Genomic DNA, 21,142 nt, shown 5'->3' on the forward strand with positions numbered 1-21,142 from the left:
GATGACCAGCCCTTCCGCCTCGCCCGACCTTGCCAGCCTGCGCGTGCAGATCGACAGCCTCGATCAGCAGCTGCTTTCCCTGCTCAACCAGCGCGCCCTGGTGGCTGAGCAGGTGGGTGAATTAAAGAAGCGCGAGGGCACGCCGTTCTTCCGTCCCGACCGGGTGGCGCAGGTCATCGAGAAGATCACCGGCGCCAACCCGGGCCCGCTGCGTGATGCCCACGTCGCGGCCATCTGGCGCGAGATCATGTCGGCCTGCCTGGCGCTGGAGTCGCCGCAGCGCGTAGCTGTGCTCGGGCCCGAGGGCACGTTCTGCGAGGCGGCGGCGATCGAGTACTTTGGCGGCGCGGCCGACCTGATGTACTGCAACAGCTTCGACGAGGTGTTCCACGCCACGGCCGCCGGCGGCGCGCAGTACGGCGTGGTCGGCGTGGAGAACTCCAACGAGGGCGTGGTCACGCGCTCGCTGGACATGTTCCTGCACACCCCCTGCCACGTGGTCGGCGAGGTCAGCCTGCTGGTGCGGCACAACCTGCTGCGCACCAGCCCTTCGGCCGAGGGGATCGAGGCCGTGCTGGCGCACCCGCAGGCGCTGGCCCAGTGCCACGCCTGGCTGGCCAAGCACCTGCCGCACGCCGAGCGCCGGCCGGTGGCCAGCAACGCCGAAGGGGCCCGCCTGGCCGCCACCAACCCGGCCTGGGCCGGCATCTCCAGCGAGCGTGCGGCGCAGCAGTACGGCCTGCACGTGGTGGCGCGCGCCATTCAGGACGACGCCTACAACCGCACCCGCTTCGCCGTCATTTGCCTGCCGCACACGCTGGCCACGCCCGCGCCCTCTGGCAAGGACTGCACCAGCCTGATCATTTCCGTGCCCAACCGTCCTGGCGCGGTGCACGACCTGCTGGTGCCGCTCAAGCGCCACGGCGTGTCGATGACGCGTTTCGAGTCGCGCCCGGCGCGCACCGGCCAGTGGGAGTACTACTTCTACATCGACCTGGCGGGCCACCCGGCGCAGCCCAGCGTGGCCGCTGCCCTGGCCGAGCTGCAGCAGCTGTGCGCCTTCTACAAGATGTTGGGCGCCTACCCGGTGGCGGCGTGATGTTCGAGCAGCTGGGCCTGATCGGCTGCGGCCTGATGGGCGGCTCGTTCGCGCTGGCGTGCAAGCGCGCCGGGCTGGTCAAGCGCGTGGTCGGCTACAGCAAGTCGCCCTCGACCACCGAGCGCGCGCGCCAGCTGGGCGTGATCGACGTCGAGGCGCCCTCGGCCCTGCTGGCCGTGGCCGGCGCCGACGTGGTGCTGCTGGCCGTGCCGGTGGCCGCCACCGAGGCCACGTTAAAGGCCATCCGCCACTTGGTCACGCCCACCACGCTGATCATGGACGTGGGCTCGACCAAGCAGGATGTGGTGCAGGCCGCGCGCGACGCGCTACGCGAGCGCGTCGGCTCCTTTGTGCCGGCGCACCCGATCGCCGGACGCGAGGTGGCCGGGGTGGAGCATGCCGATGCCCAGCTGTACCAAGGCGCGCAGGTCATTTTGACGCCCACTGAACGCACACTGACCGCACAGCTCCAGCGCGCCCGCGCGCTGTGGAGCGCCTTGGGCTGCCGCGTCAGCAGCATGGCGCCCGAGGCGCACGACGCGGCATTCGCCGCCGTCAGCCACCTGCCACATTTGCTGGCCTTCGCGCTGATGGGCGCCATCCAGTCGCAGCCCGACGCCGAACGCCTGCTGGCGCTGGCGGGGCCGGGCTTTCGCGATTTCACGCGCATCGCCGCCGGCGACCCGGCCCTGTGGCGCGACGTGCTGCTGGCCAACCGCGAGCAGGTGCTGGCGCAGTCGCAACAGTTCGCCGCCGCGCTGGACATGCTGCAGCAGGCCATGCGCGCCGGCGACGGCCAGCTGCTGCACGACCTCATCACCCTGGCCAGCACCGCCCGCGCGCGCTGGCGCCTGGGCGACTACGCCCTGCCGACGGATTCCTGATGTACACCACCGCCTTCCTCGACGTCCCGCCCCTGGCGGGCGCTGGCGGCAGCGTCCGGCTGCCCGGCTCCAAGAGCATTTCCAACCGCGTGCTGCTGCTGGCCGCCCTGAGCGCCGGCACCACCGAGGTGCACGACCTGCTGGCCTCCGACGACACACGGGTGATGCTGGACGCGTTGCGCCAGCTCGGCTGCGGCGTGGAGGAACCCGCCGGCGGCCCGGTGCGCATCACCGGCCTGGGCGGTAGCGCGCCACATTCGCCCGCACAACTGTTCATGGGCAACGCCGGCACCGCCATCCGACCGCTGACGGCGGCGCTGGCACTGCTGGGCGGCGAGTTCACGCTGTCGGGCGTGCCGCGCATGCACGAGCGGCCGATTGGGGACCTGGTGGACGCGCTGCGCCAGCTCGGCTGCGGCATCGACTACCTGGGCAACGACGGCTATCCGCCGCTGCGCATTGGCCACACCGGCGGTGCGCCCACGCTGCGCCTGGAGGCGCCGATCCGCGTGCGCGGCGATGTCTCCAGTCAGTTCCTGACGGCGCTGCTGATGGCACTGCCACTGGCGGCGGCCACGCAGGACGTGGTGATCGAGGTGGAAGGCGAGCTGATCTCGCGACCCTACATCCACATCACGCTGGAGCTGTTGGCGCGCTTCGGCATCGCGGTGCGACACGAAGACTGGCAACGCTTCACCATTCCGGCCGGCAGCCGCTACGCCTCGCCGGGCAGCATCCACGTCGAGGCGGATGCTTCTTCCGCTAGCTATTTCATAGCGCTTGGCGCTTTGACCACGCCGGCTGAAGGGCAAAATGCCCTGAAAATCCTGGGCGTGGGGCTGGATTCCATCCAGGGCGACATCCGCTTCGTCGAGGCGGCGCAGGCGATGGGCGCGCGCGTGCAGGGCGGCCCGGGCTGGCTGCAGATCGAGCGCGGCGCCTGGCCGCTCAGGGGCATCGACCTGGACTGCAACCACATCCCCGACGCCGCCATGACGCTGGCGGTGATGGCGCTGTATGCCGACGCCCCGACCACACTGCGCAACATCGCCAGCTGGCGCGTGAAGGAAACCGACCGCATCGCCGCCATGGTCTACGAGCTGCGCAAGCTGGGCACCCGCGTCGAGGAAGGCGCTGACTGGCTGCGCGTGCACCCCCTGCCCGCTGCGGCTGACTGGCGTGCCGCCAGCATCCACACCTACGACGACCACCGCGTGGCGATGTGCTTCTCGCTGGCGGCCTTCAACCCGGCCGGACTGCCGGTGCGCATCCAGGACCCGCGCTGTGTGGCCAAGACCTTCCCTGATTATTTCGAAGCGCTGTTCAGCGTGGCGCAGACGCCGCCAGAGCACATCCCGGTGATCTGCATCGACGGGCCCACCGCCTCGGGCAAGGGCACCGTGGCCGCGGCGGTGGCGCAGCGGCTGGGCTACCACTTCCTGGATTCGGGCAGCATGTACCGCACCACGGCGCTGGCGGCGATGCGCGCCGGCATCCCGATCGACGCGCAGCACGAGCCCGAGCTGGCCGCGCTGGCGCGCACGCTGCCGGTGCGCTTCGCGGGCGGCAGCATCTGGCTGGGAGCGGACGACATCACCGACGCCATCCGCACCGAGGAAGCCGGCATGAACGCCTCGCGCGTATCCACCCTGGCGCAGGTGCGCGAGGCGTTGGTGGCGCTGCAGCTGTCGTTCCGCCGCCTGCCCGGCCTGGTGGCCGACGGGCGTGACATGGGCACCGTCATCTTTCCGCAGGCGCCGCTGAAGGTGTACCTGACGGCCAGCGCCGCCGTACGCGCCGAGCGGCGCCATAAGCAATTGATTTCCAAGGGCATTTCCAGTACAATTGCCGACCTTCGCGCGGACCTGGAAGCGCGCGATGCGCGCGATGCGAATCGCGCCGTCGCACCGCTCAGACCCGCCGAGGATGCGCTGGTACTGGACAACTCCCTGCTCACGATCGACGAGGCCGTGGCACAGGTGATTGCCTGGTGGCAGGCACGCCAGCCCTTCTGATCTTCGCGTCGAAGGGCCGGTTTTTCTGGCCCGCACGGCTGCCGCTGGCGCTGCACTGCAGCGCACCGGCCGGGCGGTTTTCCACCTTCAACCCCGCGGCGCGATGCCGCAAGCACCTTCACCGACAGCCATAACCACACGGGCAATGGTGCCCGTGGAAACCTGTCGCGTGGACAAGGAACCACATGTCTGAATCTTTTGCCGCCCTGTTCGAGGAATCGCTGCAACGCACCGAGATGCGTCCCGGCGAGGTCATCACTGCTGAAGTGGTGCGCGTCGAGCATAACTTCGTGGTCGTGAACGCCGGCCTGAAGTCCGAGGCCTATGTGCCGATCGACGAGTTCAAGAACGACCAGGGCGAGATCGAAGTCCAGGTGGGCGACTTCGTGTCGGTCGCCATCGGCTCGATCGAAAACGGCTACGGCGACACTATCCTGTCGCGCGACACCGCCAAGCGCCTGGCCTCCTGGCTGGCGCTGGAAAAGGCGCTGGAGTCCGGCGAATTCGTCACCGGCACCACCTCCGGCCGCGTCAAGGGTGGCCTCACCGTGCTGGTCAACGGCATCCGTGCCTTCCTGCCCGGCTCGCTGATTGACACCCGTCCGGTCAAGGACCTGACGCCCTACGAGAACAAGACCCTGGAATTCAAGGTCATCAAGCTCGACCGCAAGCGCAACAACGTGGTGCTCTCGCGCCGCGCCGTGGTGGAAGCCTCGATGGGCGAAGAGCGCGCCAAGCTGATGGAGACGCTCAAGGAAGGCGCCATCGTCAACGGCGTGGTCAAGAACATCACCGAATACGGTGCGTTCGTGGACCTGGGCGGCATCGACGGCCTGCTGCACATCACCGACATGGCCTGGCGCCGTGTCCGCCACCCCTCCGAGGTGGTGCACGCCGGCCAGGAACTCACCGCCAAGATCCTGCGCTTCGACACCGAGAAGAACCGCGTCTCGCTGGGCCTCAAGCAGATGGGCGACGACCCGTGGCTGGGCGTGTCGCGCCGCTACCCGTCGGGCACGCGCCTGTTCGGCAAGGTCACCAACATCGCCGACTACGGCGCCTTCGTCGAGCTGGAGCCTGGCATCGAGGGCCTGGTGCACGTGTCCGAGATGGACTGGACCAACAAGAACGTCGCGCCGTCCAAGCTGGTCAGCCTGGGCGACGAGGTCGAGGTGATGGTCCTGGACATCGACGAGGACAAGCGCCGCATCAGCCTGGGCATGAAGCAGTGCAAGGCCAACCCGTGGCAGGAATTCGCGCAGGACACCAAGCGCGGCGACCGCGTCAAGGGTCCGATCAAGTCGATCACCGACTTCGGCGTGTTCGTCGGCCTGGCTGCCGGCATCGACGGCCTGGTGCACCTGTCCGACCTGTCCTGGAACGAGCCCGGCGAAGCCGCCGTGCGCAACTACAAGAAGGGCCAGGAAGTCGAGGCCATCGTGCTGGCCGTGGACGTGGACCGCGAGCGCATCTCGCTGGGCATCAAGCAGCTGGACCAGGACCCCTTCACGACCTTCGTGACGGTGAACGACAAGGGCCAGATCGTCTCCGGCAAGGTCAAGACCGTGGACGCCCGTGGCGCCGAGATCGACCTGGGCCAGGATATCGTGGGCTACCTGCGCGCCTCGGAAATCTCCCGCGACCGCGTGGAAGATGCCCGCAACGTGCTCAAGGAAGGCGACGAAGTCTCCGCCGTGGTGGTCAACGTGGACCGCAAGACGCGCAACATCCAACTGTCCATCAAGCAAAAGGACATGGTCGACGAGCAAGGCGCCATGGCCCACCTGTCGGCCCAGTCGGCCAAGGAAAACGCCGGTACCACCAGCCTGGGCGCACTGCTGCGCGCCAAGCTGGACAACTCGGACAAGTGATCCGGCGCGGCGGCGCGGCCTGCCCTGTGCAGGCCCTGCCGCCCGGGCCCGCAGCGCGCCATGCGCCCGGGCTAGTAGCATTCCCAGCAGCGGGCGCCTCGGGCGCCCGCTCTTTTTTGATGTGCTTTTCTCCATTGGACAGCAGGCCAGGCCATGACCCGATCCGATCTCGTCGAGGAACTTGCGGCGCGCTTCGCGCAGCTCACCCAGCGCGACGCCGAGCTGGCCGTCAAGACCATCCTGGATGCCGTGGGCGATGCGCTGGTGCGCGGCCACCGCATCGAGATCCGCGGCTTCGGCAGCTTCTCCGTCACCCGCCGGCCGCCGCGCATGGGTCGCAACCCGCGCACTGGCCAGGCCGTGCCCATCCCGGAAAAGCGCGTGCCGCACTTCAAGCCCGGCAAGGCGCTGCGCGAGGCGGTGGACCAGCGACCACCGTCCCACTGAAGGCAGGCACAGTTACGCTCCTGAATTAATAGCTGATTGCCCTTTCTCCATATGGGCCAAAGGCCAGTTTTGGCATAAACCATGGCGAAACCGCCATCCGGTGGCTGTGGCGGGCCGACGCCTTAGAATGGCGCCGGCCCGCCGGATCGCCTGACTATGAAATACGTTCTGTGGCTGCTCAAGGCAGCCATTTTTTTCACCCTCTTCGCCTTCGCGCTGAACAACCAGCAGGGCACGACGGTGCATTTCTTCTTCGGCACGCACTGGACGGCGCCGCTGGTGCTGGTGGTGCTGAGCGCCTTTGCCCTGGGCGTGGCGGTCGGCGTGCTGGGCATGGTGCCGCGCTGGTGGCGGCACCGCAACGCCGCGCTGCGCGCCCAGGCGCCAGTAGCGGCTGCGCCAGCAGCGCCCGCTCCGGCCATCGCCCCCGACACCGAAGCTGCGCTCGCCCAGAGCCCCATGCATGGAATTTGACCTCAGCTGGATCGTCCTCGGCCTTCCCGTCGCCTTCGCCCTGGGCTGGCTGGCCTCGCGCCTGGACCTGCGCCAGCTGCGCCAGGACAGCCGGCGCGCGCCCAAGGCGTACTTCAAGGGTTTGAACTACCTGCTGAACGAGCAGCAGGACCAGGCCATCGACGCCTTCATCGAGGCAGTGCAGAACGACCCGGACACAACCGAGCTGCATTTCGCCCTGGGCAACCTGTTTCGCCGGCGCGGCGAATACAACCGCGCCGTGCGCGTGCACGAGCACCTGCTGTCGCGCGGCGACCTGTCGCGCGGCGACCGCGAGCGCGCCCAGCATGCGCTGGCGCTGGACTTCCTAAAGGCCGGACTGCTAGACCGCGCCGAGGACGCGCTGCGCCGCCTGGAGGGCACCCCCTTCGAGGCGCAGGCGCGGCTGGCGCTGCTGGCGATCTATGAGCGCTCGCGCGACTGGCCTCAGGCCACCGAGATCGCCCGGCGCATGCAGGCGGCGCACCAAGGCGACTTCGGCACGCGCCAGGCGCACTACCTGTGCGAGCAGGCGCTGGCCCATACCGCGCACGGCGAGCTGGATGCCGCCCAGTCGCTGTTGCTGCAGGCGGTCACCGCCGCGCCGCAGGCCGGGCGCGCGCGCATCGAGCTGGCGCGGCTGCACCAGCGGCGCGGCGACGCGCGTGCCGCACTGCGCGTGCTGCACGAGCTGGCCGGCGTCGCCCCCGCCGCCCTGCCCCTGGCCGCGCCGCTGCTGGTCGAGGCCGCTGCCGCCACTGGGCAGGAGTCCGAAGCGCACACCCTGCTAACCCGGCAGTACCAGGAACTGCCATCGCTGGACCTGCTGGACGCCATCGTCGCGCTGGAGGGCGGTGGCGCCACGCCCGCGCGCGACTGGTACCTGCGCCACCTGGAGCGCGAGCCCTCGCTGGTCGCCGCCACGCGCTGGCTGGCCGGCGAGACGCTGTCGCAGCCGCAGGCGCAGCCCAAGGTGCAGCGCGCGCTGGAACACGCCAGCCGGCCGCTGACGCGCTACCGCTGCGCCGCCTGCGGTTTCGAGGCGCGCCAGCACTTCTGGCAATGCCCTGGCTGCCAGAGCTGGGACAGCTACCCGGCGCGGCGCGTCGAGGAGCTGTAGCGCAGGCGCACGGCGGGCCATTCCCGGCTTGCCGGCGGCTGCCAGCGGTTGCACAGTGTCAGCCCCTGACACATCGCCCGTGGAGGCCCGCCATGCGCTTCGTCCGCTCCCTGATCCTGTGCGCCGCCGTGGCTGGCCTGGGCTGGCCGGCCTGGGCCAGCGCTGCACAGCCCGTGCCGGCCACCATCGACGCCAACCAGGCCACCGAAGCCCAGCTGGACGGCCTGCGCGGCCTGGGGCCAGCCACCACGCGGCGCATTCTGGCGGCGCGTGCCGAGCAGCCCTTCGATGGCTGGCCGGATTTGGTCGCGCGTGTACGGGGCGTCGGGCCAGCGCTGGCCGCACGGCTGTCGCAGCAGGGCCTGACCGTGGCCGGGCAGGCATGGGAACCGGCGCCGCCGCAGGCGGCACGTGCTGCGCCCTGACTGTTCAGCGCGCATTCGCCGACGCCTGCTACAGCCAGCGGCGCACCCGCGCGCAGTAGCACTCGTAGTCCGGGCCGAACTTCTCGCGCAGTACCCGCTCCTCCGGCTGGATCTGCCAGCGCGTGACCCAGGCGACGAACAGCACCGGCGCGACCAGCGCCAGCGGGTTGCCCAGCCAGAGGGCAGCGCCCAGCAGCTGCAGCGCCAGGCCAACATACATGGGATTGCGCGTGAAGGCGTACGGCCCGGCCTGCACCACCAGCCGGGTGCGCTGTGGGACCAAGGGATTGGGTGTGGTCTGGTGGCGGCGGAAGGTCCACAGCGCCCAGGCGTCCAGCGCCACGCCCAGCAGCGCGGTCGCCAGGCCCAGGGCCAGCGGCAGGTTGCGCGGCAACCCTAAGCGCGCCTCGGGCACCGCCCTGTCCAGCCCCCAGGCCAGCAGTGCGCACAGCAACGCCACCACAGGCGGCGGCACGCGGTGTTCGAGCGGCTGCAGATCCATCTAGAAAATATCCTTCAAAACAGCCTTCAGCCCAATAGATACGGGGGCTGACAGCTATGGTTTTTTCGACCACCAGGTGTCGATGGCCCACATCTCGCCGGGCGAGTACGGCGGCACGACCGGGGGCAGCGCCAGCGTCCAGGCGTTGTAGACCATGCGGTGCGCGCCACCGGCCCACTGCGGGATCAAATAGTGCTCGTGGGCGACGATGCGGTCCAGCGCGTGGCAGGCCGGCAGCATGTCCTGCAGCGTCTTGGCGGTGACCATGGCCTGGATGGCGGCGTCCACCGCCGGGTTCTTCACGCCGGGGAAGTTGCCCGAATCTTCCTGATCCGCCGCCGCGCTGCCGAACAGGTCGGCGAACTCCTGGCCCGGGTTGTTCGTGCCCTGGTAGGCGATGGTGGTGATGTCGAAGTCGAACTTTTGCAGCCGCTGCTGGTACAGCGCGAAATCCACCGAGCGGAACTTGAGCGTAATGCCGAGCGTTTGCAGGTTGCGCATCCACGACGACAGCGTGCGCATGCCGCCCTCGCTGCTGTCCATGTACTCCAGCACGAAGGGCTCGCCCCAGACGTTGCGCAGCAGGCCGTCGCGTACCTCCCAGCCCGCGTCCTTGAGCAGCGCCTGGGCGCGGCGCAGGTTCGCGCGCAGCGCGGCGGCGTCCTGCGGCGCCGGCGGCTCGGCCATGGGGCCGAAGACGCTGGCGGGGAGCTGCGCGCGGAAAGGCTCCAGCAGCGCGACCTCCTCCGGCGACGGCAGGCCGTGCGTTTCACACACGGTGTTGCCAAACAGGCCGCGCACGCGCGTGTAGGCGCCGTAGAACAGCCGCCGGCTCATCCACTCGAAGTCGTAGGCCAGGCCGAGGGCTTCGCGCACGCGGCGGTCCTGCAGGAGCGGCCGGCGGGTGTTGAGCACATAGCTCTGAAAGCCCAGCGGCAGCTTGTTGGCGAACTCGCCCTTGACCAGCTCGCCCGAGCCGAACTTCTTGCCGTTCACACGCCGCGCCCAGTCGCCGGCGCTGAAAAAGCGCATCAGGTCGAACTCGCCGGCCTTCAGGGCTTCCAGCCGCGCCGTGCCGTCCTTGTAGATCTTGACCAGGATGCGGTCGAAGTTGGCCGTGCCGCGGCGCACCGGCAGGTCGCGCGCCCAGTACTCGGGGTCACGCACATAGGTGATGTCCTTGCCGAAGCTCACCGGACCGATGCGGTAGGGGCCGCTGCCGATGGGGATGTCCATCACCACCTGGTCGAAGGGCTTGGGGCGCCCGTCCTCGCCCAGGCCCCAGTCGCGGCTGAAGATGGGCAGGCCGCCCACGGTCAGCGGCAGTTCGCGGTTCGGCCGGTGGAACCGAAAGCGCACGCGGCGCGCGTCCAGCACGTCGACGCCGGCCACGTCCATCAGCATGGTCTTGTAGCCCGGCGACGTGAACGGACCGACCAGCGTGTCGTAGCTGTGCTCGACGTCCTGCGCGGTGACCGGCTTGCCGTTGTGAAAGCGTGCCTCGGGCCGCAGCCGGAAGGTGGCCGACAGGCCGTCCGGCGCCACCGCGACGTCCTCGGCCAGCAGGCCGTAGCCGGTGGCCGTCTCGTCCATCGAGCCCACCAGCAGCGTGTCGAACAGCAGCGCCGACAGGTAGGCCGGCGCGCTGCCGCGGATGGTGAAGGGGTTGTACTTGTCGAAGGTGGACACGCGCAGGTTGCTCACCAGGCGCAGCTCACCGCCCTTGGGGGCGTCGGGGTTCACATAGGGCAGGTGCGTGAAATCGGCGGGCAGCTTTGGCTCGCCCCACATCGCATAGGCGTGCGCGGCCCACGCCGTGGGGGCGGCCAGCAGCGCCGCGCACGTGGCCACCCGCAAACTGTTCAGCCAATACCGCATGCGACAATTCTGCATCACTGGAAACACTGCAATTTTGGAGAGAACAACGATGGGAATCCTCGCCGGCAAGAAGCTGCTCGTCACGGGCGTGCTGTCCAACCGCTCGATCGCCTACGGCATCGCCCGCGCCTGCCGCCAGCAGGGCGCCGAGCTGGCCTTCAGCTACGTGGGCGAGCGCTTCAAGGACCGGATCACCGAGTTTGCCGCCGAGTTCGGCTCCTCGCTGGTGTTCGACTGCGACGTGGCCGAGGACGCGCAGATCGAGCGCATGATGGCCGGCCTGCACGAGGCCTGGGGGCAGTTCGACGGCTTCGTGCACAGCATCGGCTTTGCACCGCGCGAGGCCATCGCCGGCAACTTCCTGGACGGATTGAGCCGCGAGAACTTCCGCATCGCGCACGACATCAGCGCCTACAGCTTCCCGGCCATGGCCAAGGCTGCCCTGCCGCACCTGAAGGACAAGTCGGCGCTGCTGACGCTGTCGTACCTGGGCGCGCTGCGCTCCATCCCGAACTACAACACCATGGGCCTGGCCAAGGCCAGCCTGGAGGCGTCGGTGCGGTATCTCGCCGAGGCGGTGGGCTGCACCCAGGACGGGCGCGCCATCCGTGTGAACGGCATCAGTGCCGGCCCGATCAAGACGCTGGCGGCCAGCGGCATCAAGGACTTCGGCAAGCTGCTGTCGCGCGTGGCCGACGCCTCGCCGCTGCGGCGCAACGTGACCATCGAGGACGTGGGCAATGCCGCGGCGTTTTTGCTGTCCGACCTGGCCAGCGGCGTGACGGCCGAGGTCACCTATGTGGATGGCGGCTTCAGCCAGACAGCGGGACTGTCGGCGGACCAGGTCTGAGCAGCCGGACCGGCCATCAACACCACGCGGCGCCGCTGATGATCACGCCGCACACCGACCCGCAGCGCGCACCCGGCGCCTGCGGGTTTTTTTGGGTCTTTTGGGCCTCCAGCCCCTGCCAGCCATGTGCCAGGAGCTATGGTTTATGAAAATCCCTGCCCTGCACCAGGTGCAGCGCCAGGCCGCGCCCGTGCCTGCGGTGGGCCGCCAGCACTGGCCGCTTGGCTCCAAAGCCCGCGGGTGGATCGGCGCAGTTGCGCTGGTGTGCACCGCGAGCGCCGCGCAGGCGCCAACCGCCGCACCGGCGGCACCAGCGGCAGCCCTGCTTGCTGCTCCTGACGCGTTCGCGCCACCGAAGTCGGCAGCAGCGCCCGGTGCTGCGCCTGCCCCGGCCTTGGCCCAGAGCTACCAGCGCGGCAGCGTGGAGCTGGCGCACTACTGGGTCAGCGAGAAATACGACGGCGTGCGGGCGCTGTGGGACGGGCGTCGGCTGCTGTCCCGCCAGGGCCTGCCGATCCGCGCGCCGGCTTGGTTCACGGCGGGCTGGCCGGCCACGCCGATGGACGGCGAACTGTGGGCCGGGCGCGGGCGCTTTGCCGACGCGCAGTCGGCGGTGGCGCAGACCGTTCCGGTGGACACCCAGTGGCGCACGCTGCGCTACATGGTGTTCGACCTGCCGGCACACCCGGGCTCGTTCGACCAGCGCCTGCCCGCGCTCAATGCGCACATCGCCGGGCTGCACCAGCCCTGGGTGCAGGCCGTGGCGCAATGGCGCGTCGCCGGCCACGACGCGCTGATGGCGCAGCTGGCGCGCTATGAAAAGGCCGGTGCCGAAGGCCTGATGCTGCGCCGGGGCGACGCACCGCACCGCGCCGGGCGCAGCGGCGACCTGCTCAAGGTGAAGTCTTTCGAGGATGCGGAAGGCGTGGTCGTCGCCCACCTGCCCGGCCAGGGCAAGTACGCCGGCCAGACCGGCGCCCTGCTGGTCGAGCTGCCGGACGGCCAGCGGCTGCGCCTGGGCAGCGGCCTGACCGACGCGCTGCGGCGCGCGCCGCCGCCCCTGGGCAGCACCGTGACCTACCGCTACAACGGCCTGCACGCCGGCAGCGGCCTGCCGCGCTTCGCGCGCTTCTGGCGCGTGCGGGCCGATGTGCCGCCGCCGGGCGCGCCGGCGCAAGATTCAAGCAAAAAAGGCCGTTAGCCCTTATGAATGAAGGGCAAGCAGCTATCGAATATAGAGCGCAGAAATACGATGGGCCGCGGGAGGAAGCATGCTCCCCACCGCAGCCCAAGTCTGTCCGAAGGGGCGTCAGATGATGCGGCTGTAGGCTCCGTCGTCGCCCACCTGCACCAGCTTCTTGCCCTTGCCGGCGTTGCTGCGCGACTTCGGGATGTCGGTCTCCTGCGCGGTCACGCAGTCGGCGTAGTAGCGCACATGGCCGTTCTCGTCCTCGATCTCCACCAGGCCGTGGATGTCGGTCTCGAAGCCCGGGCACAACTTGGAGAATTCGCGCGAGAACTTCAGGTAGTCGACGATCTTCTTGTTGAACACCTCGCCGGGGATCAACAGCGGGATGCCCGGCGGGTACGGCGTGATCAGGCTGGTGGTGATGCGCCCTTCCAGCTGGTCGATCTCCACGCGCTCGGTCTTGCGGTGGGCGATGTGCGCGTAGGCGTCGCTGGGCTTCATGGCCGGCGTCAGGTCCGACAGGTACATTTCGGTCGTCAGGCGCGCCACGTCGTATTGCGCGTAGAGCTGGTGCACGTGCTGGCACAGGTCTTTGAGGCCCATGCGCTCGTAGCGCTTGTACTGCTGGCAGAACTCCGGAAGGATGCGCCACATCGGCTGGTTCTTCTCGTAGTCGTCCTTGAACTGCTGCAGCGCGGCCAGCAGCGTGTTCCAGCGGCCCTTGGTGATGCCAATGGTGAACAGGATGAAGAACGAGTACAGGCCGGTCTTTTCCACCACCACGCCGTGCTCGGCCAGGTACTTGGTGACGATGCTGGCCGGGATGCCGGTCTTGTCGAAGCTGCCGTCCAGGTTCAGGCCCGGCGTGACGACCGTGGACTTGATCGGGTCGAGCATGTTGAAGCCGTCGGCCAGGTCGCCGAAGCCGTGCCACTTGGCCGCCCCGCCCTTCTTGTTCCTGCCCTTGCCGCCCGTGCGGAAGATCCAGTCCTCGGCCGTGCCCAGGCCCTCTTCCACGATGTCCTGCGGGCCCCAGACTTTGAACCACCAGTCGTTCTTGCCGAACTCCTGCTCGACCTGGTGCATGGCGCGGCGGAAGTCCAGGGCTTCCAGCAGCGACTCCTCGACCAGCGCGGTGCCGCCGGGCGGCTCCATCATGGCGGCGGCCACGTCGCAGCTGGCGATGATGCTGTACTGCGGGCTGGTCGAGGTGTGCATCAGGTACGCCTCGTTGAACAGGTGGCGGTCCAGCTTGGTGGTCTGGCTGTCCTGCACCAGCACGTGGCTGGCCTGGCTGATGCCGGCCAGCAGCTTGTGGATGGACTGCGTGGCGTAGACCACCGACTCCTTCGGCCGCGCGCGCTTCTTGCCCATGGAGTGGTAGGTGCCGTAGAACGGGTGGAAGGCTGCGTGCGGCAGCCAGGCCTCGTCGAAGTGCAGGTTGTCGACGTAGCCGTCGAGCATGCCCTTGATGGTCTCGGTGTTGTAGAGCACGCCGTCGTAGGTGGACTGCGTCAGCGTCATGACGCGCGGCTTCACCTTCTTGGGATCGACGCCCTTGAGCAGCGGGTTGGCGCGGATCTTGGCCTGGATCGTCGCAGGCTCGAACTCGGATTTGGGGATCGGGCCGATGATGCCGAAGTGGTTGCGCGTGGGTTTCAGGAACACCGGCACCGCGCCCGTCATGATGATCGAGTGCAGGATGGACTTGTGGCAGTTGCGGTCCACCACCACCACGTCGCCCGGCGCCACGGTGTGGTGCCAGACCATCTTGTTGCTGGTCGACGTGCCGTTGGTGACGAAGAAGCAGTGGTCGGCGTTGAAGATGCGCGCGGCGTTGCGCTCGCTTTCGCCGATGGCGCCGTTGTGGTCCAGCAGCTGGCCAAGTTCCTCCACCGCGTTGCACACGTCGGCGCGCAGCATGTTCTCGCCGAAGAACTGGTGGAACATCTGGCCCACCGGGCTCTTCAGGAACGCCACGCCGCCCGAGTGGCCGGGGCAGTGCCACGAGTACGAACCGTCCTCGGCATAGTCCAGCAGCGCCTTGAAGAACGGCGGCTGCACGCTCTCCAGGTAGGCCTTGGCCTCGCGGATGATGTGCTTGGCGACAAACTCCGGCGTGTCCTCGAACATATGGATGAAGCCGTGCAGCTCGCGCAGGATGTCGTTGGGCAGGTGGCGCGCGGTCTTGGTCTCGCCGTGCACGTAGATCGGCACATCGGCGTTCTTCCTGCGCACCTCGCTGATGAAGTTGCGCAGGCTCAGCACGATCGGGTCGTGGCCGGTGCCCAGGGTGAATTCCTCGTCGTCGATGGACAGGATGAAGGCGCTGGCCCGGCTTTGCTGCTGCGCGAACTGCGTCAGGTCGCCGTAGCTGGTCACGCCCAGTACTTCGAAGCCCTCGGCCTCGATGGCCTGCGCCAGCGCGCGGATGCCCAGGCCCGAGGTGTTTTCGGAGCGGTAGTCCTCGTCGATGATGACGATGGGAAAGCGGAATTTCATGCGCTGCCTCCGGGCTGCGGGGTGGGGGGTGGCGAAAAGGGGCGAAGTGTACGGAATATGCCGCCGTGCCCTGCCCGGCGCGCGGTATTTCGCACAGAATCCCTGGAGTGTTTCAACTTGCTTGCAGACCCGGCCGCTGCATCGCGCGGCCCGCCCTGCAACGCCCTGTTCCTGGCGCCCTCGTCTTTTCCACCTGCAACAGACACGGACCAGGAGAAGGCGTCTTTTCTCCCATCACTCTGCCTGTCAAGGCATGGACCCAAGTCATGCATCTGGAAGCTGCAACCCTGTGGTGGCTCATGGCCGGCATCGCGGTGATCGCCGAGCTGCTGACCGGCACCTTCTACCTGTTGATGCTGGCCATCGGCCTGGCCGCAGGTGCGGTGGCGGCGCATGCCGGCCTGAGCTCATCGGCCCAGTTGCTGGTGGCCGCTGCCGTGGGCGCGGCGACCGTAGGTGCCGCCTACCTGGCACGGCGCCAGCGCCCGGGTGATCCGCCGCCGCGCGGCGACCGCAGCGTGAACCTGGACGTGGGTGAGACCGTGCAGGTCGATGCCTGGCTGCCCGATGGCACGGCGCTGGTGCGCTACCGCGGCGCCACCTGGACGGCCATCCACCGCCCGGGCGCCATGCCGATCGCGGGGCCGCACCGTGTGTCGGAGCTGGTGGGTAACCGCCTGCTGGTGGACCCGCTGTAGTCTGCAGGCCAGCACTGTCGCTCTCATTCCCTCATCGCCTTCAGGAAGCCGCCATGGAAGTCGCCATCGTCCTTTTCATCATCGCCGTGATCTTCATCGTGCGCTCGGTGCAGATCGTGCCGCAGCAGCATGCCTGGGTGAAGGAACGCCTGGGTCGCTACGCCGGCACGCTGTCGCCCGGGCCGCGCTTCATCATTCCATTCATCGACCGTATCGCCTACAAGCACAGCCTGAAGGAAATCCCGCTGGACGTGCCCAGCCAGGTCTGCATCACCAAGGACAATACGCAGCTGCAGGTGGACGGCATCCTGTACTTCCAGGTGACCGACCCGATGCGCGCCAGCTACGGCTCGTCCAACTACATCATGGCTGTGACGCAACTGGCGCAGACTTCGCTGCGCAGCGTGATCGGCCGGCTGGAGCTGGACAAGACCTTCGAGGAGCGCGACATGATCAATGCCCAGGTGGTGGCCGCCATCGACGAGGCGGCGCTGAACTGGGGCGTAAAGGTGCTGCGCTACGAGATCAAGGACCTGACACCGCCCGCCGAGATCCTGCGCGCCATGCAGGCGCAGATCACCGCCGAACGCGAAAAGCGCGCGCTGATCGCCGCCTCGGAAGGCCGTCGGCAGGAACAGATCAACATCGCCACCGGCGAGCGCGAGGCTTTCATCGCCCGCTCCGAAGGCGAGAAGCAGGCCGCCATCAACAATGCCCAGGGCGAGGCCACCGCCCTGCTCACCGTCGCGGCCGCGTCGGCACAGGCGATCGAACGCGTGGCAGCGGCCATCCGCCAGCCCGGGGGCGAGCAGGCAGTGCAGCTGCGCGTTGCCGAAAAAGCGGTCGAGGCCTACGGCAAGGTGGCCGCAGACGCCACGACCACGCTCATCGTGCCCAGCAACATGACCGAGGTTTCATCACTGATCGGCTCGGCCATGCAGATGATCAAGACCGGCGCGCGCACGTCCTGACAGCGTTGGCAGGGCCGGAGCGGCATGCGGGCGCAGACCTGGCTTTAACGCTCGCGCCGCTCGGGCTCGTCGCTGGGCTCGACGCGGTCGGACATGATTTCGGCGGGTGGGGCCAAATCGCCGCTGTCGGCGCCTTCATCGTCCCAGGTGCCGCCGGTGCGCTCGGTGTTGCCGCGCGGATGCTCCATGGTCGTGCCGTCGTCGAAATTCAGTGGTCCGTCGTTCGGAATGTCGTCGAAGGAATGTGCCGTGATGTCGTCAAGGCCATCGGACACGTCCATCTCCGCGCTGAGGGTGGCATTGGCCTCGGCGGCAGTGTCCGCCTGGGCAGTAGCTTCTTCAGGGGTATCGGCGGAAACGGAACCGGGAACGCTTTTGATGGACATACAGACCTCCTCGAATGGCAATGCATCGCAGCTTGACGGCTGGCGATGCGCCGCCCGGTGAGGGCAGAGCCAGATTAAGGGTAGGAGCTGACCGGCACGGATTCTGCGCGCCAGCCGCGCCGCACCTTCAGGCACTGGTTCGGCCTACATCCGCTGCACGGTTAAGCGGCTAAGGTGGCGCGATCCAGAACCATCGTCCGAGCCTGCACCATGAGCAAGATTCAGTCCGCCGTCCTGGGCGTCATGAAGGACATCGCCACCACCGGTATCGCCAAGCTGCAGCGCAACGTGCAGCAGGGCTACACCTTCCGCGGCATCGAGTCGGCCATGAACGAGCTGTCGCCGCTGCTGGTCAAGCATGGCATCACTGTGACACCCGGCTATTCGGAACTGCAAATTGGCGAGCGCTTTCGTGGCGACCCCAAGGACGGGCGCGCGATCCGCTTTTGCACGTTGAAGGGTACTTTCAAGTTCTCCGCCGAGGACGGCTCGTTCGTCGTGAGCGAGTGTTATGGCGAGGCCATGGACTCGGGCGACAAGGCGGTGACCAAGGCGCAGTCCATCGCCTTTCGCACGGCACTGTTCCAGCAGTTCGTGGTGCCCACCATGGCGATGGACCCGGAAAGCTACATCGACCCCAATGATGAAACCTTGCCCATCGGACCGGCTCCGTCGCAGGATCTGCTGGACGCCGCCACCAGCGCCGCCAATGCCGGTCTGGAGGCGTATCGCAGCTTCTGGCAGAGCGCGATGCCCGACGAGCGCATGGCATTGGCGGCACGACATGCGGAACTGAAGTCCGTGGCGCAGCGGGTGTCGGACGGAGCGAATGCGGATCAGTGATGCGCCGCAGGGCAGTCCTGAATGGTTTCAGGCACGTCTGGGCAAGGCCACGGGAAGCCGGTTTGCCGATGTGCTGGCAGGAGGGCGCGGCCTGACCCGACGCGCCTACGCCACACAGCTGGCGCTGGAACTCATCACCGGGCAGCCGGCGGAAACCTACACCTCGGCCGCGATGCAACTGGGCACCGAGCGCGAACCCACGGCGCGGGCGCTGTACGAGGCGCTGACCGGCAACTTCGTCACCGAAGTGGGTTTCTGCCTGCATGACAGCCTGCCCTGTGGTATCTCCCCAGATGGCCTGATCGATGACGACGGCGGACTGGAGATCAAGTGCCCACATAAGCGCACCCATGCCGACTACCTGGCTTTGCCTGCCGAGCCGGCCTGCTATACCGCACAGATCCAGGGCTGCCTCTGGGTCACCCAGCGCAGGTGGTGGGATTTCGTCAGCTTCAACCCGGCGTTTCCGGTCAATGCGCGGCTGATCGTGCGCCGCATATGGCGCGACGAGGCCTATATCGGCCAGCTCGAACAAAGCGTGGCCGCGTTCGCTGGTGAGGTGCAGGCCATGGTGGAGCTGATCCGCAACTATCGCAATCCTGAGCTGGCGCCGCAGGGCTGAAACAGCAAACCCCCGCAATCTTGCGATTGCAGGGGTTCAAAGATGTGGTGGGTCGTGTTGGATTCGAACCAACGACCAACGGATTAAAAGTCCGCTGCTCTACCGACTGAGCTAACGACCCACAGCTCTCAAAAGAAAGCTCGCTGACAGGCCAGCGAAGCCGCAGATTCTAGCATCAAATTTTGACCACTTCCGCTTTCGCAGCAGCCGAAGCCGCGATGCGCTCCATCAGCCAGCCTGCGGCACACATGCCAAAGGCAGCGGTCACAGCAACGGTGGAACCATAGCCGTGGCAGTTGAGCGATCCGTCACCTGCAGGCAGCTCACAGGAAGCATGGGGCGGCGCCACGGGCTCGCGGCTGAAGACGCAGGCCACCCCGATACGCTTTCCGCCCTGCGCCGCACCGTGCTCGCGGCGCAATTGGTAGCGCAGACGCGCCAGCAGCGGGTCATGGGTAGCCTGCGCCAGGTCATCCACGTCCACGCGATGCGCCAGCCGTTTGCCACCCGCTGCGCCGACAGCAACGAACGGCAGGCGCGTGCGCAGCGCCCACGCCGCCATGGCCGTCTTGGCGCGCACTTGGTCGCATGCGTCGATCACGGCCTGCACGCCCGACGACAGTACGGATGGCCAGTTATCCGGATCGACGAAATCCTCCACGCATTGCACTTTGCAGGAAGGCTGGATCAAGGCGATGCGCTCCGCCATGGCCTGCACCTTGGCCTGACCCAAGGTCGGCGTCAACGCGTGCACTTGACGGTTGACGTTGGATTCGGCGACCTGATCGAGGTCGATCAGGGTCAGGCGACCCACCCCACTGCGCGCAAGGGCCTCGGCCGCCCAGGAGCCGACGCCACCAATACCGACCACCGCGACATGTGCGGCGCGCAGCGCCTCGGCGCCTGGTACGCCGTACAGGCGCGCCAGGCCGCCAAAGCGCCGCTCCTCGTCAGCGGCTGCAGGCGCTTCGATCACTTGAGCCGCGCCAGCCGCTCCTTGGCGGCCGAGGCTGCCTCGGATTGCGGATAGCTGCGGATCAGATCTTCGAGCGTCTTGCGCGCGGCGCGCGTGTCCTTCAGCTCGATCTGGCAATTGGCGATGGACAGCGCGGCTTCCGGCGCACGGGCATGGTCCGGTGCGCTGGCCAGCAGCGACTTGAAGTTGCCAATGGCTTCCTTGTAGTCGCGCGTAGCGTACTGCGCATTTCCCAGCCAGAAGCGGGCCGAGGACGCATAGCCCGACTGCGGGTACTGCCGCAGGAAGTTGCCGAATGCCGGTACGGCTTCGGCGAACTTGCCGGTGCGGAACACCGCAAGGGCCGCCTCGTAGTCGCGCCGCTCGTTGGGATCGACTTGGAACTCGCGGCCGTCCACCGTGACCTTGACCGGCTCGAACTGCCGCAGACGTTCGTCCACGCCCTGCGCGATGTCCTTCTGGCGCCGCTGCAGGTCGGCCACGTCGCGCAGCAACTGCTCGTTCTGGCCACGCAGCAACGCCTGCTCGGTGCGCAGCGCCTCGATCTGCGACTGCAGGTCCAGCAGGCTGCGGCGCAGCTGCGAGACCTCGTCGCCGGCCCGCTCGCCTGCGCGCTGGCTGCTTTGGTTGAGGGCATCCACCCGCTGGCGCAGCTCGAGGATCGCTCGGCGCGCCTCTTCGTCCTCGAACAGCGCATAGCTGGGGCCTGCCCATGACAATGCGGCGGCGAACACGGCCGCCAGCGCGGCCGTGCGCGGCCGTGCCATCGCAACGCGTGTGCGTGCCATCAGCGGTACGTCAGTTCGGCGCGGCGGTTTTGCGAGTGCGCGTCCTCACCATGCCCCGAAATCGCAGGCTTTTCCTTGCCGAAGCTGACGGCTTCCATCTGCGCATCGCCCACGCCCAGCAGTGCCAGCGAACGGCGCACGGCCTCGGCACGCTTCTGGCCCAGGGCGAGGTTGTACTCGCGACCACCGCGCTCGTCAGTGTGGCCCTCGATCATGACCTTGCGCGCAGGCGCAGCCTTCAGGTAACGGGCGTGGCCTTCCAGCAGCGACTGGTACTCGGGCTTGACGACGAAGCTGTCGAAGTCGAAGTACACGATGCGCTCCACCCCCACCGGGCCACCGGCGTTCTGCGCGGACTGCGACAGGTCCACCGGCGCCACGCCGCTCTGGCCCATGCTGCCGGAATTGGCGCCGGGGTTGGGAGCGGTCGACATCGCGCCACGGTCTTCCACCGGCACGTCATCCAGCTTGACGCCGGAGCTGCAGCCTGCCACGAGGGCAGCGATGGCGAACGCGGCGGACACGCGCTTGAGGGGGAAGGCAATCATCTGGACACTCCTGAAGTAATTAAGGAAATGGTTGTT

21 protein-coding genes and 1 tRNA gene are annotated in these 21,142 nt (G+C 68.0%); 14 read left to right on the forward strand and 8 right to left on the reverse strand.

Annotation, left to right across the window (positions count from 1 at the left end):
- The first annotated feature begins 1 nt into the window (after position 1).
- From pheA to BLQ61_RS09320, 8 genes are all read left to right on the forward strand, one after another.
- Positions 2-1,099 carry a prephenate dehydratase gene (gene pheA, locus BLQ61_RS09285; protein ID WP_091569164.1) on the forward strand — a complete coding sequence of 366 codons (1,098 nt, stop codon included), beginning with the start codon at positions 2-4 and terminating at the stop codon, positions 1,097-1,099.
- The gene (locus tag BLQ61_RS09290) at positions 1,099-1,983 is read left to right on the forward strand and encodes a prephenate dehydrogenase (protein WP_091569820.1); all 885 of its coding nucleotides are present in this window, start codon (positions 1,099-1,101) and stop codon (positions 1,981-1,983) included. The genes pheA and BLQ61_RS09290 overlap by 1 nt, the downstream gene beginning before the upstream one ends.
- A complete protein-coding gene (locus tag BLQ61_RS09295) occupies positions 1,983-3,998 on the forward strand; it encodes a bifunctional 3-phosphoshikimate 1-carboxyvinyltransferase/cytidylate kinase (RefSeq protein ID WP_091569165.1) in 2,016 nt (671 codons plus the stop codon). The genes BLQ61_RS09290 and BLQ61_RS09295 overlap by 1 nt, the downstream gene beginning before the upstream one ends.
- 185 nt (positions 3,999-4,183) lie before the next feature.
- The gene (gene rpsA / locus BLQ61_RS09300; RefSeq protein WP_091569167.1) at positions 4,184-5,869 is read left to right on the forward strand and encodes a 30S ribosomal protein S1; all 1,686 of its coding nucleotides are present in this window, start codon (positions 4,184-4,186) and stop codon (positions 5,867-5,869) included.
- Between the two features lie 153 nt (positions 5,870-6,022).
- Positions 6,023-6,316, forward strand: coding sequence for an integration host factor subunit beta (locus tag BLQ61_RS09305; protein WP_091569168.1), 294 nt, complete (start codon positions 6,023-6,025; stop codon positions 6,314-6,316).
- 156 nt (positions 6,317-6,472) lie between these two features.
- A complete protein-coding gene (locus BLQ61_RS09310) occupies positions 6,473-6,790 on the forward strand; it encodes a LapA family protein (RefSeq protein WP_091569170.1) in 318 nt (105 codons plus the stop codon).
- Positions 6,780-7,928: a lipopolysaccharide assembly protein LapB gene (lapB, locus tag BLQ61_RS09315; RefSeq protein ID WP_091569171.1), complete on the forward strand. Its 1,149-nt coding sequence runs from the start codon at positions 6,780-6,782 to the stop codon at positions 7,926-7,928. The genes BLQ61_RS09310 and lapB overlap by 11 nt, the downstream gene beginning before the upstream one ends.
- Positions 7,929-8,020: 92 nt before the next feature.
- Positions 8,021-8,353 (forward strand): ComEA family DNA-binding protein, encoded by a 333-nt coding sequence (locus tag BLQ61_RS09320; RefSeq protein ID WP_091569173.1) that lies wholly within the window; start codon positions 8,021-8,023, stop codon positions 8,351-8,353.
- Positions 8,354-8,381: 28 nt separating this feature from the next.
- Here BLQ61_RS09320 and BLQ61_RS09325 read toward each other — a convergent pair whose 3' ends face one another.
- Positions 8,382-8,855, reverse strand: a complete 474-nt coding sequence (locus BLQ61_RS09325; protein WP_245703952.1) for a methyltransferase family protein — start codon at positions 8,853-8,855, stop codon at positions 8,382-8,384.
- Between the two features lie 54 nt (positions 8,856-8,909).
- Positions 8,910-10,733 carry an extracellular solute-binding protein gene (locus tag BLQ61_RS09330; RefSeq protein ID WP_091569175.1) on the reverse strand — a complete coding sequence of 608 codons (1,824 nt, stop codon included), beginning with the start codon at positions 10,731-10,733 and terminating at the stop codon, positions 8,910-8,912.
- A gap of 49 nt (positions 10,734-10,782) precedes the next feature.
- Between BLQ61_RS09330 and fabI the strand changes: the two genes are divergently transcribed.
- A complete protein-coding gene (fabI, locus tag BLQ61_RS09335; RefSeq protein ID WP_091569176.1) occupies positions 10,783-11,583 on the forward strand; it encodes an enoyl-ACP reductase FabI in 801 nt (266 codons plus the stop codon).
- 145 nt (positions 11,584-11,728) lie between these two features.
- Positions 11,729-12,784, forward strand: coding sequence for a DNA ligase (locus BLQ61_RS09340; protein WP_091569825.1), 1,056 nt, complete (start codon positions 11,729-11,731; stop codon positions 12,782-12,784).
- Positions 12,785-12,892: 108 nt separating this feature from the next.
- Here the strand turns inward: BLQ61_RS09340 and BLQ61_RS09345 are convergent, their stop codons facing one another.
- Positions 12,893-15,274, reverse strand: a complete 2,382-nt coding sequence (locus BLQ61_RS09345; protein ID WP_091569178.1) for an arginine/lysine/ornithine decarboxylase — start codon at positions 15,272-15,274, stop codon at positions 12,893-12,895.
- A gap of 266 nt (positions 15,275-15,540) precedes the next feature.
- On the opposite strand from BLQ61_RS09345, the gene BLQ61_RS09350 reads away from it, so the two are divergent.
- Together BLQ61_RS09350 and BLQ61_RS09355 are read left to right on the forward strand one after the other, a co-directional pair.
- Complete coding sequence (locus tag BLQ61_RS09350) at positions 15,541-15,972, forward strand: NfeD family protein (RefSeq protein WP_091569180.1); 432 nt, start codon at positions 15,541-15,543, stop codon at positions 15,970-15,972.
- A gap of 53 nt (positions 15,973-16,025) precedes the next feature.
- Positions 16,026-16,943, forward strand: a complete 918-nt coding sequence (locus tag BLQ61_RS09355; protein ID WP_091569181.1) for an SPFH domain-containing protein — start codon at positions 16,026-16,028, stop codon at positions 16,941-16,943.
- 44 nt (positions 16,944-16,987) lie between these two features.
- On the opposite strand, the gene BLQ61_RS09360 is transcribed toward BLQ61_RS09355, so the two are convergent.
- Entirely contained in the window at positions 16,988-17,329 is a 342-nt protein-coding gene (locus tag BLQ61_RS09360; protein ID WP_175488263.1) for a serine/threonine protein kinase, read from the reverse strand.
- 210 nt (positions 17,330-17,539) lie between these two features.
- On the opposite strand from BLQ61_RS09360, the gene BLQ61_RS09365 reads away from it, so the two are divergent.
- A complete protein-coding gene (locus BLQ61_RS09365) occupies positions 17,540-18,172 on the forward strand; it encodes an ERF family protein (protein ID WP_091569183.1) in 633 nt (210 codons plus the stop codon).
- The gene (locus tag BLQ61_RS09370) at positions 18,159-18,794 is read left to right on the forward strand and encodes a lambda exonuclease family protein (RefSeq protein ID WP_091569184.1); all 636 of its coding nucleotides are present in this window, start codon (positions 18,159-18,161) and stop codon (positions 18,792-18,794) included. The genes BLQ61_RS09365 and BLQ61_RS09370 overlap by 14 nt, the downstream gene beginning before the upstream one ends.
- Before the next feature lie 45 nt (positions 18,795-18,839).
- Here BLQ61_RS09370 and BLQ61_RS09375 read toward each other — a convergent pair.
- The 4 genes from BLQ61_RS09375 to pal all read right to left on the reverse strand — a co-directional run bounded on the left by BLQ61_RS09375 (position 18,840) and on the right by pal (position 21,106).
- Positions 18,840-18,915, reverse strand: a tRNA-Lys gene (locus tag BLQ61_RS09375).
- A gap of 54 nt (positions 18,916-18,969) precedes the next feature.
- Positions 18,970-19,767 (reverse strand): tRNA threonylcarbamoyladenosine dehydratase, encoded by a 798-nt coding sequence (locus BLQ61_RS09380; protein ID WP_091569828.1) that lies wholly within the window; start codon positions 19,765-19,767, stop codon positions 18,970-18,972.
- Positions 19,767-20,558 (reverse strand): tol-pal system protein YbgF, encoded by a 792-nt coding sequence (ybgF, locus tag BLQ61_RS09385; protein ID WP_175488264.1) that lies wholly within the window; start codon positions 20,556-20,558, stop codon positions 19,767-19,769. Before ybgF ends, BLQ61_RS09380 begins: the two co-directional genes overlap by 1 nt.
- Entirely contained in the window at positions 20,558-21,106 is a 549-nt protein-coding gene (gene pal, locus BLQ61_RS09390) for a peptidoglycan-associated lipoprotein Pal (RefSeq protein WP_091569187.1), read from the reverse strand. Before pal ends, ybgF begins: the two co-directional genes overlap by 1 nt.
- Between the last annotated feature and the right edge of the window lie 36 nt (positions 21,107-21,142).

Source organism: Oryzisolibacter propanilivorax (genome assembly GCF_900103645.1).
GTDB lineage: Bacteria > Pseudomonadota > Gammaproteobacteria > Burkholderiales > Burkholderiaceae_C > Melaminivora > Melaminivora propanilivorax.

What these genes read in the sequence shown, in the direction of transcription:
- pheA (WP_091569164.1), top strand. Translation starts at nt 2, where the DNA reads ATGACCAGCCCTTCCGCCTCGCCCGACCTTGCCAGCCTGCGCGTGCAG.
- BLQ61_RS09290 (WP_091569820.1), top strand. Translation starts at nt 1,099, where the DNA reads ATGTTCGAGCAGCTGGGCCTGATCGGCTGCGGCCTGATGGGCGGCTCG.
- BLQ61_RS09295 (WP_091569165.1), top strand. Translation starts at nt 1,983, where the DNA reads ATGTACACCACCGCCTTCCTCGACGTCCCGCCCCTGGCGGGCGCTGGC.
- rpsA (WP_091569167.1), top strand. Translation starts at nt 4,184, where the DNA reads ATGTCTGAATCTTTTGCCGCCCTGTTCGAGGAATCGCTGCAACGCACC.
- BLQ61_RS09305 (WP_091569168.1), top strand. Translation starts at nt 6,023, where the DNA reads ATGACCCGATCCGATCTCGTCGAGGAACTTGCGGCGCGCTTCGCGCAG.
- BLQ61_RS09310 (WP_091569170.1), top strand. Translation starts at nt 6,473, where the DNA reads ATGAAATACGTTCTGTGGCTGCTCAAGGCAGCCATTTTTTTCACCCTC.
- lapB (WP_091569171.1), top strand. Translation starts at nt 6,780, where the DNA reads ATGGAATTTGACCTCAGCTGGATCGTCCTCGGCCTTCCCGTCGCCTTC.
- BLQ61_RS09320 (WP_091569173.1), top strand. Translation starts at nt 8,021, where the DNA reads ATGCGCTTCGTCCGCTCCCTGATCCTGTGCGCCGCCGTGGCTGGCCTG.
- BLQ61_RS09325 (WP_245703952.1), bottom strand. Translation starts at nt 8,855, where the DNA reads ATGGATCTGCAGCCGCTCGAACACCGCGTGCCGCCGCCTGTGGTGGCG.
- BLQ61_RS09330 (WP_091569175.1), bottom strand. Translation starts at nt 10,733, where the DNA reads ATGCGGTATTGGCTGAACAGTTTGCGGGTGGCCACGTGCGCGGCGCTG.
- fabI (WP_091569176.1), top strand. Translation starts at nt 10,783, where the DNA reads ATGGGAATCCTCGCCGGCAAGAAGCTGCTCGTCACGGGCGTGCTGTCC.
- BLQ61_RS09340 (WP_091569825.1), top strand. Translation starts at nt 11,729, where the DNA reads ATGAAAATCCCTGCCCTGCACCAGGTGCAGCGCCAGGCCGCGCCCGTG.
- BLQ61_RS09345 (WP_091569178.1), bottom strand. Translation starts at nt 15,274, where the DNA reads ATGAAATTCCGCTTTCCCATCGTCATCATCGACGAGGACTACCGCTCC.
- BLQ61_RS09350 (WP_091569180.1), top strand. Translation starts at nt 15,541, where the DNA reads ATGCATCTGGAAGCTGCAACCCTGTGGTGGCTCATGGCCGGCATCGCG.
- BLQ61_RS09355 (WP_091569181.1), top strand. Translation starts at nt 16,026, where the DNA reads ATGGAAGTCGCCATCGTCCTTTTCATCATCGCCGTGATCTTCATCGTG.
- BLQ61_RS09360 (WP_175488263.1), bottom strand. Translation starts at nt 17,329, where the DNA reads ATGTCCATCAAAAGCGTTCCCGGTTCCGTTTCCGCCGATACCCCTGAA.
- BLQ61_RS09365 (WP_091569183.1), top strand. Translation starts at nt 17,540, where the DNA reads ATGAGCAAGATTCAGTCCGCCGTCCTGGGCGTCATGAAGGACATCGCC.
- BLQ61_RS09370 (WP_091569184.1), top strand. Translation starts at nt 18,159, where the DNA reads ATGCGGATCAGTGATGCGCCGCAGGGCAGTCCTGAATGGTTTCAGGCA.
- ybgF (WP_175488264.1), bottom strand. Translation starts at nt 20,558, where the DNA reads ATGGCACGCACACGCGTTGCGATGGCACGGCCGCGCACGGCCGCGCTG.
- pal (WP_091569187.1), bottom strand. Translation starts at nt 21,106, where the DNA reads ATGATTGCCTTCCCCCTCAAGCGCGTGTCCGCCGCGTTCGCCATCGCT.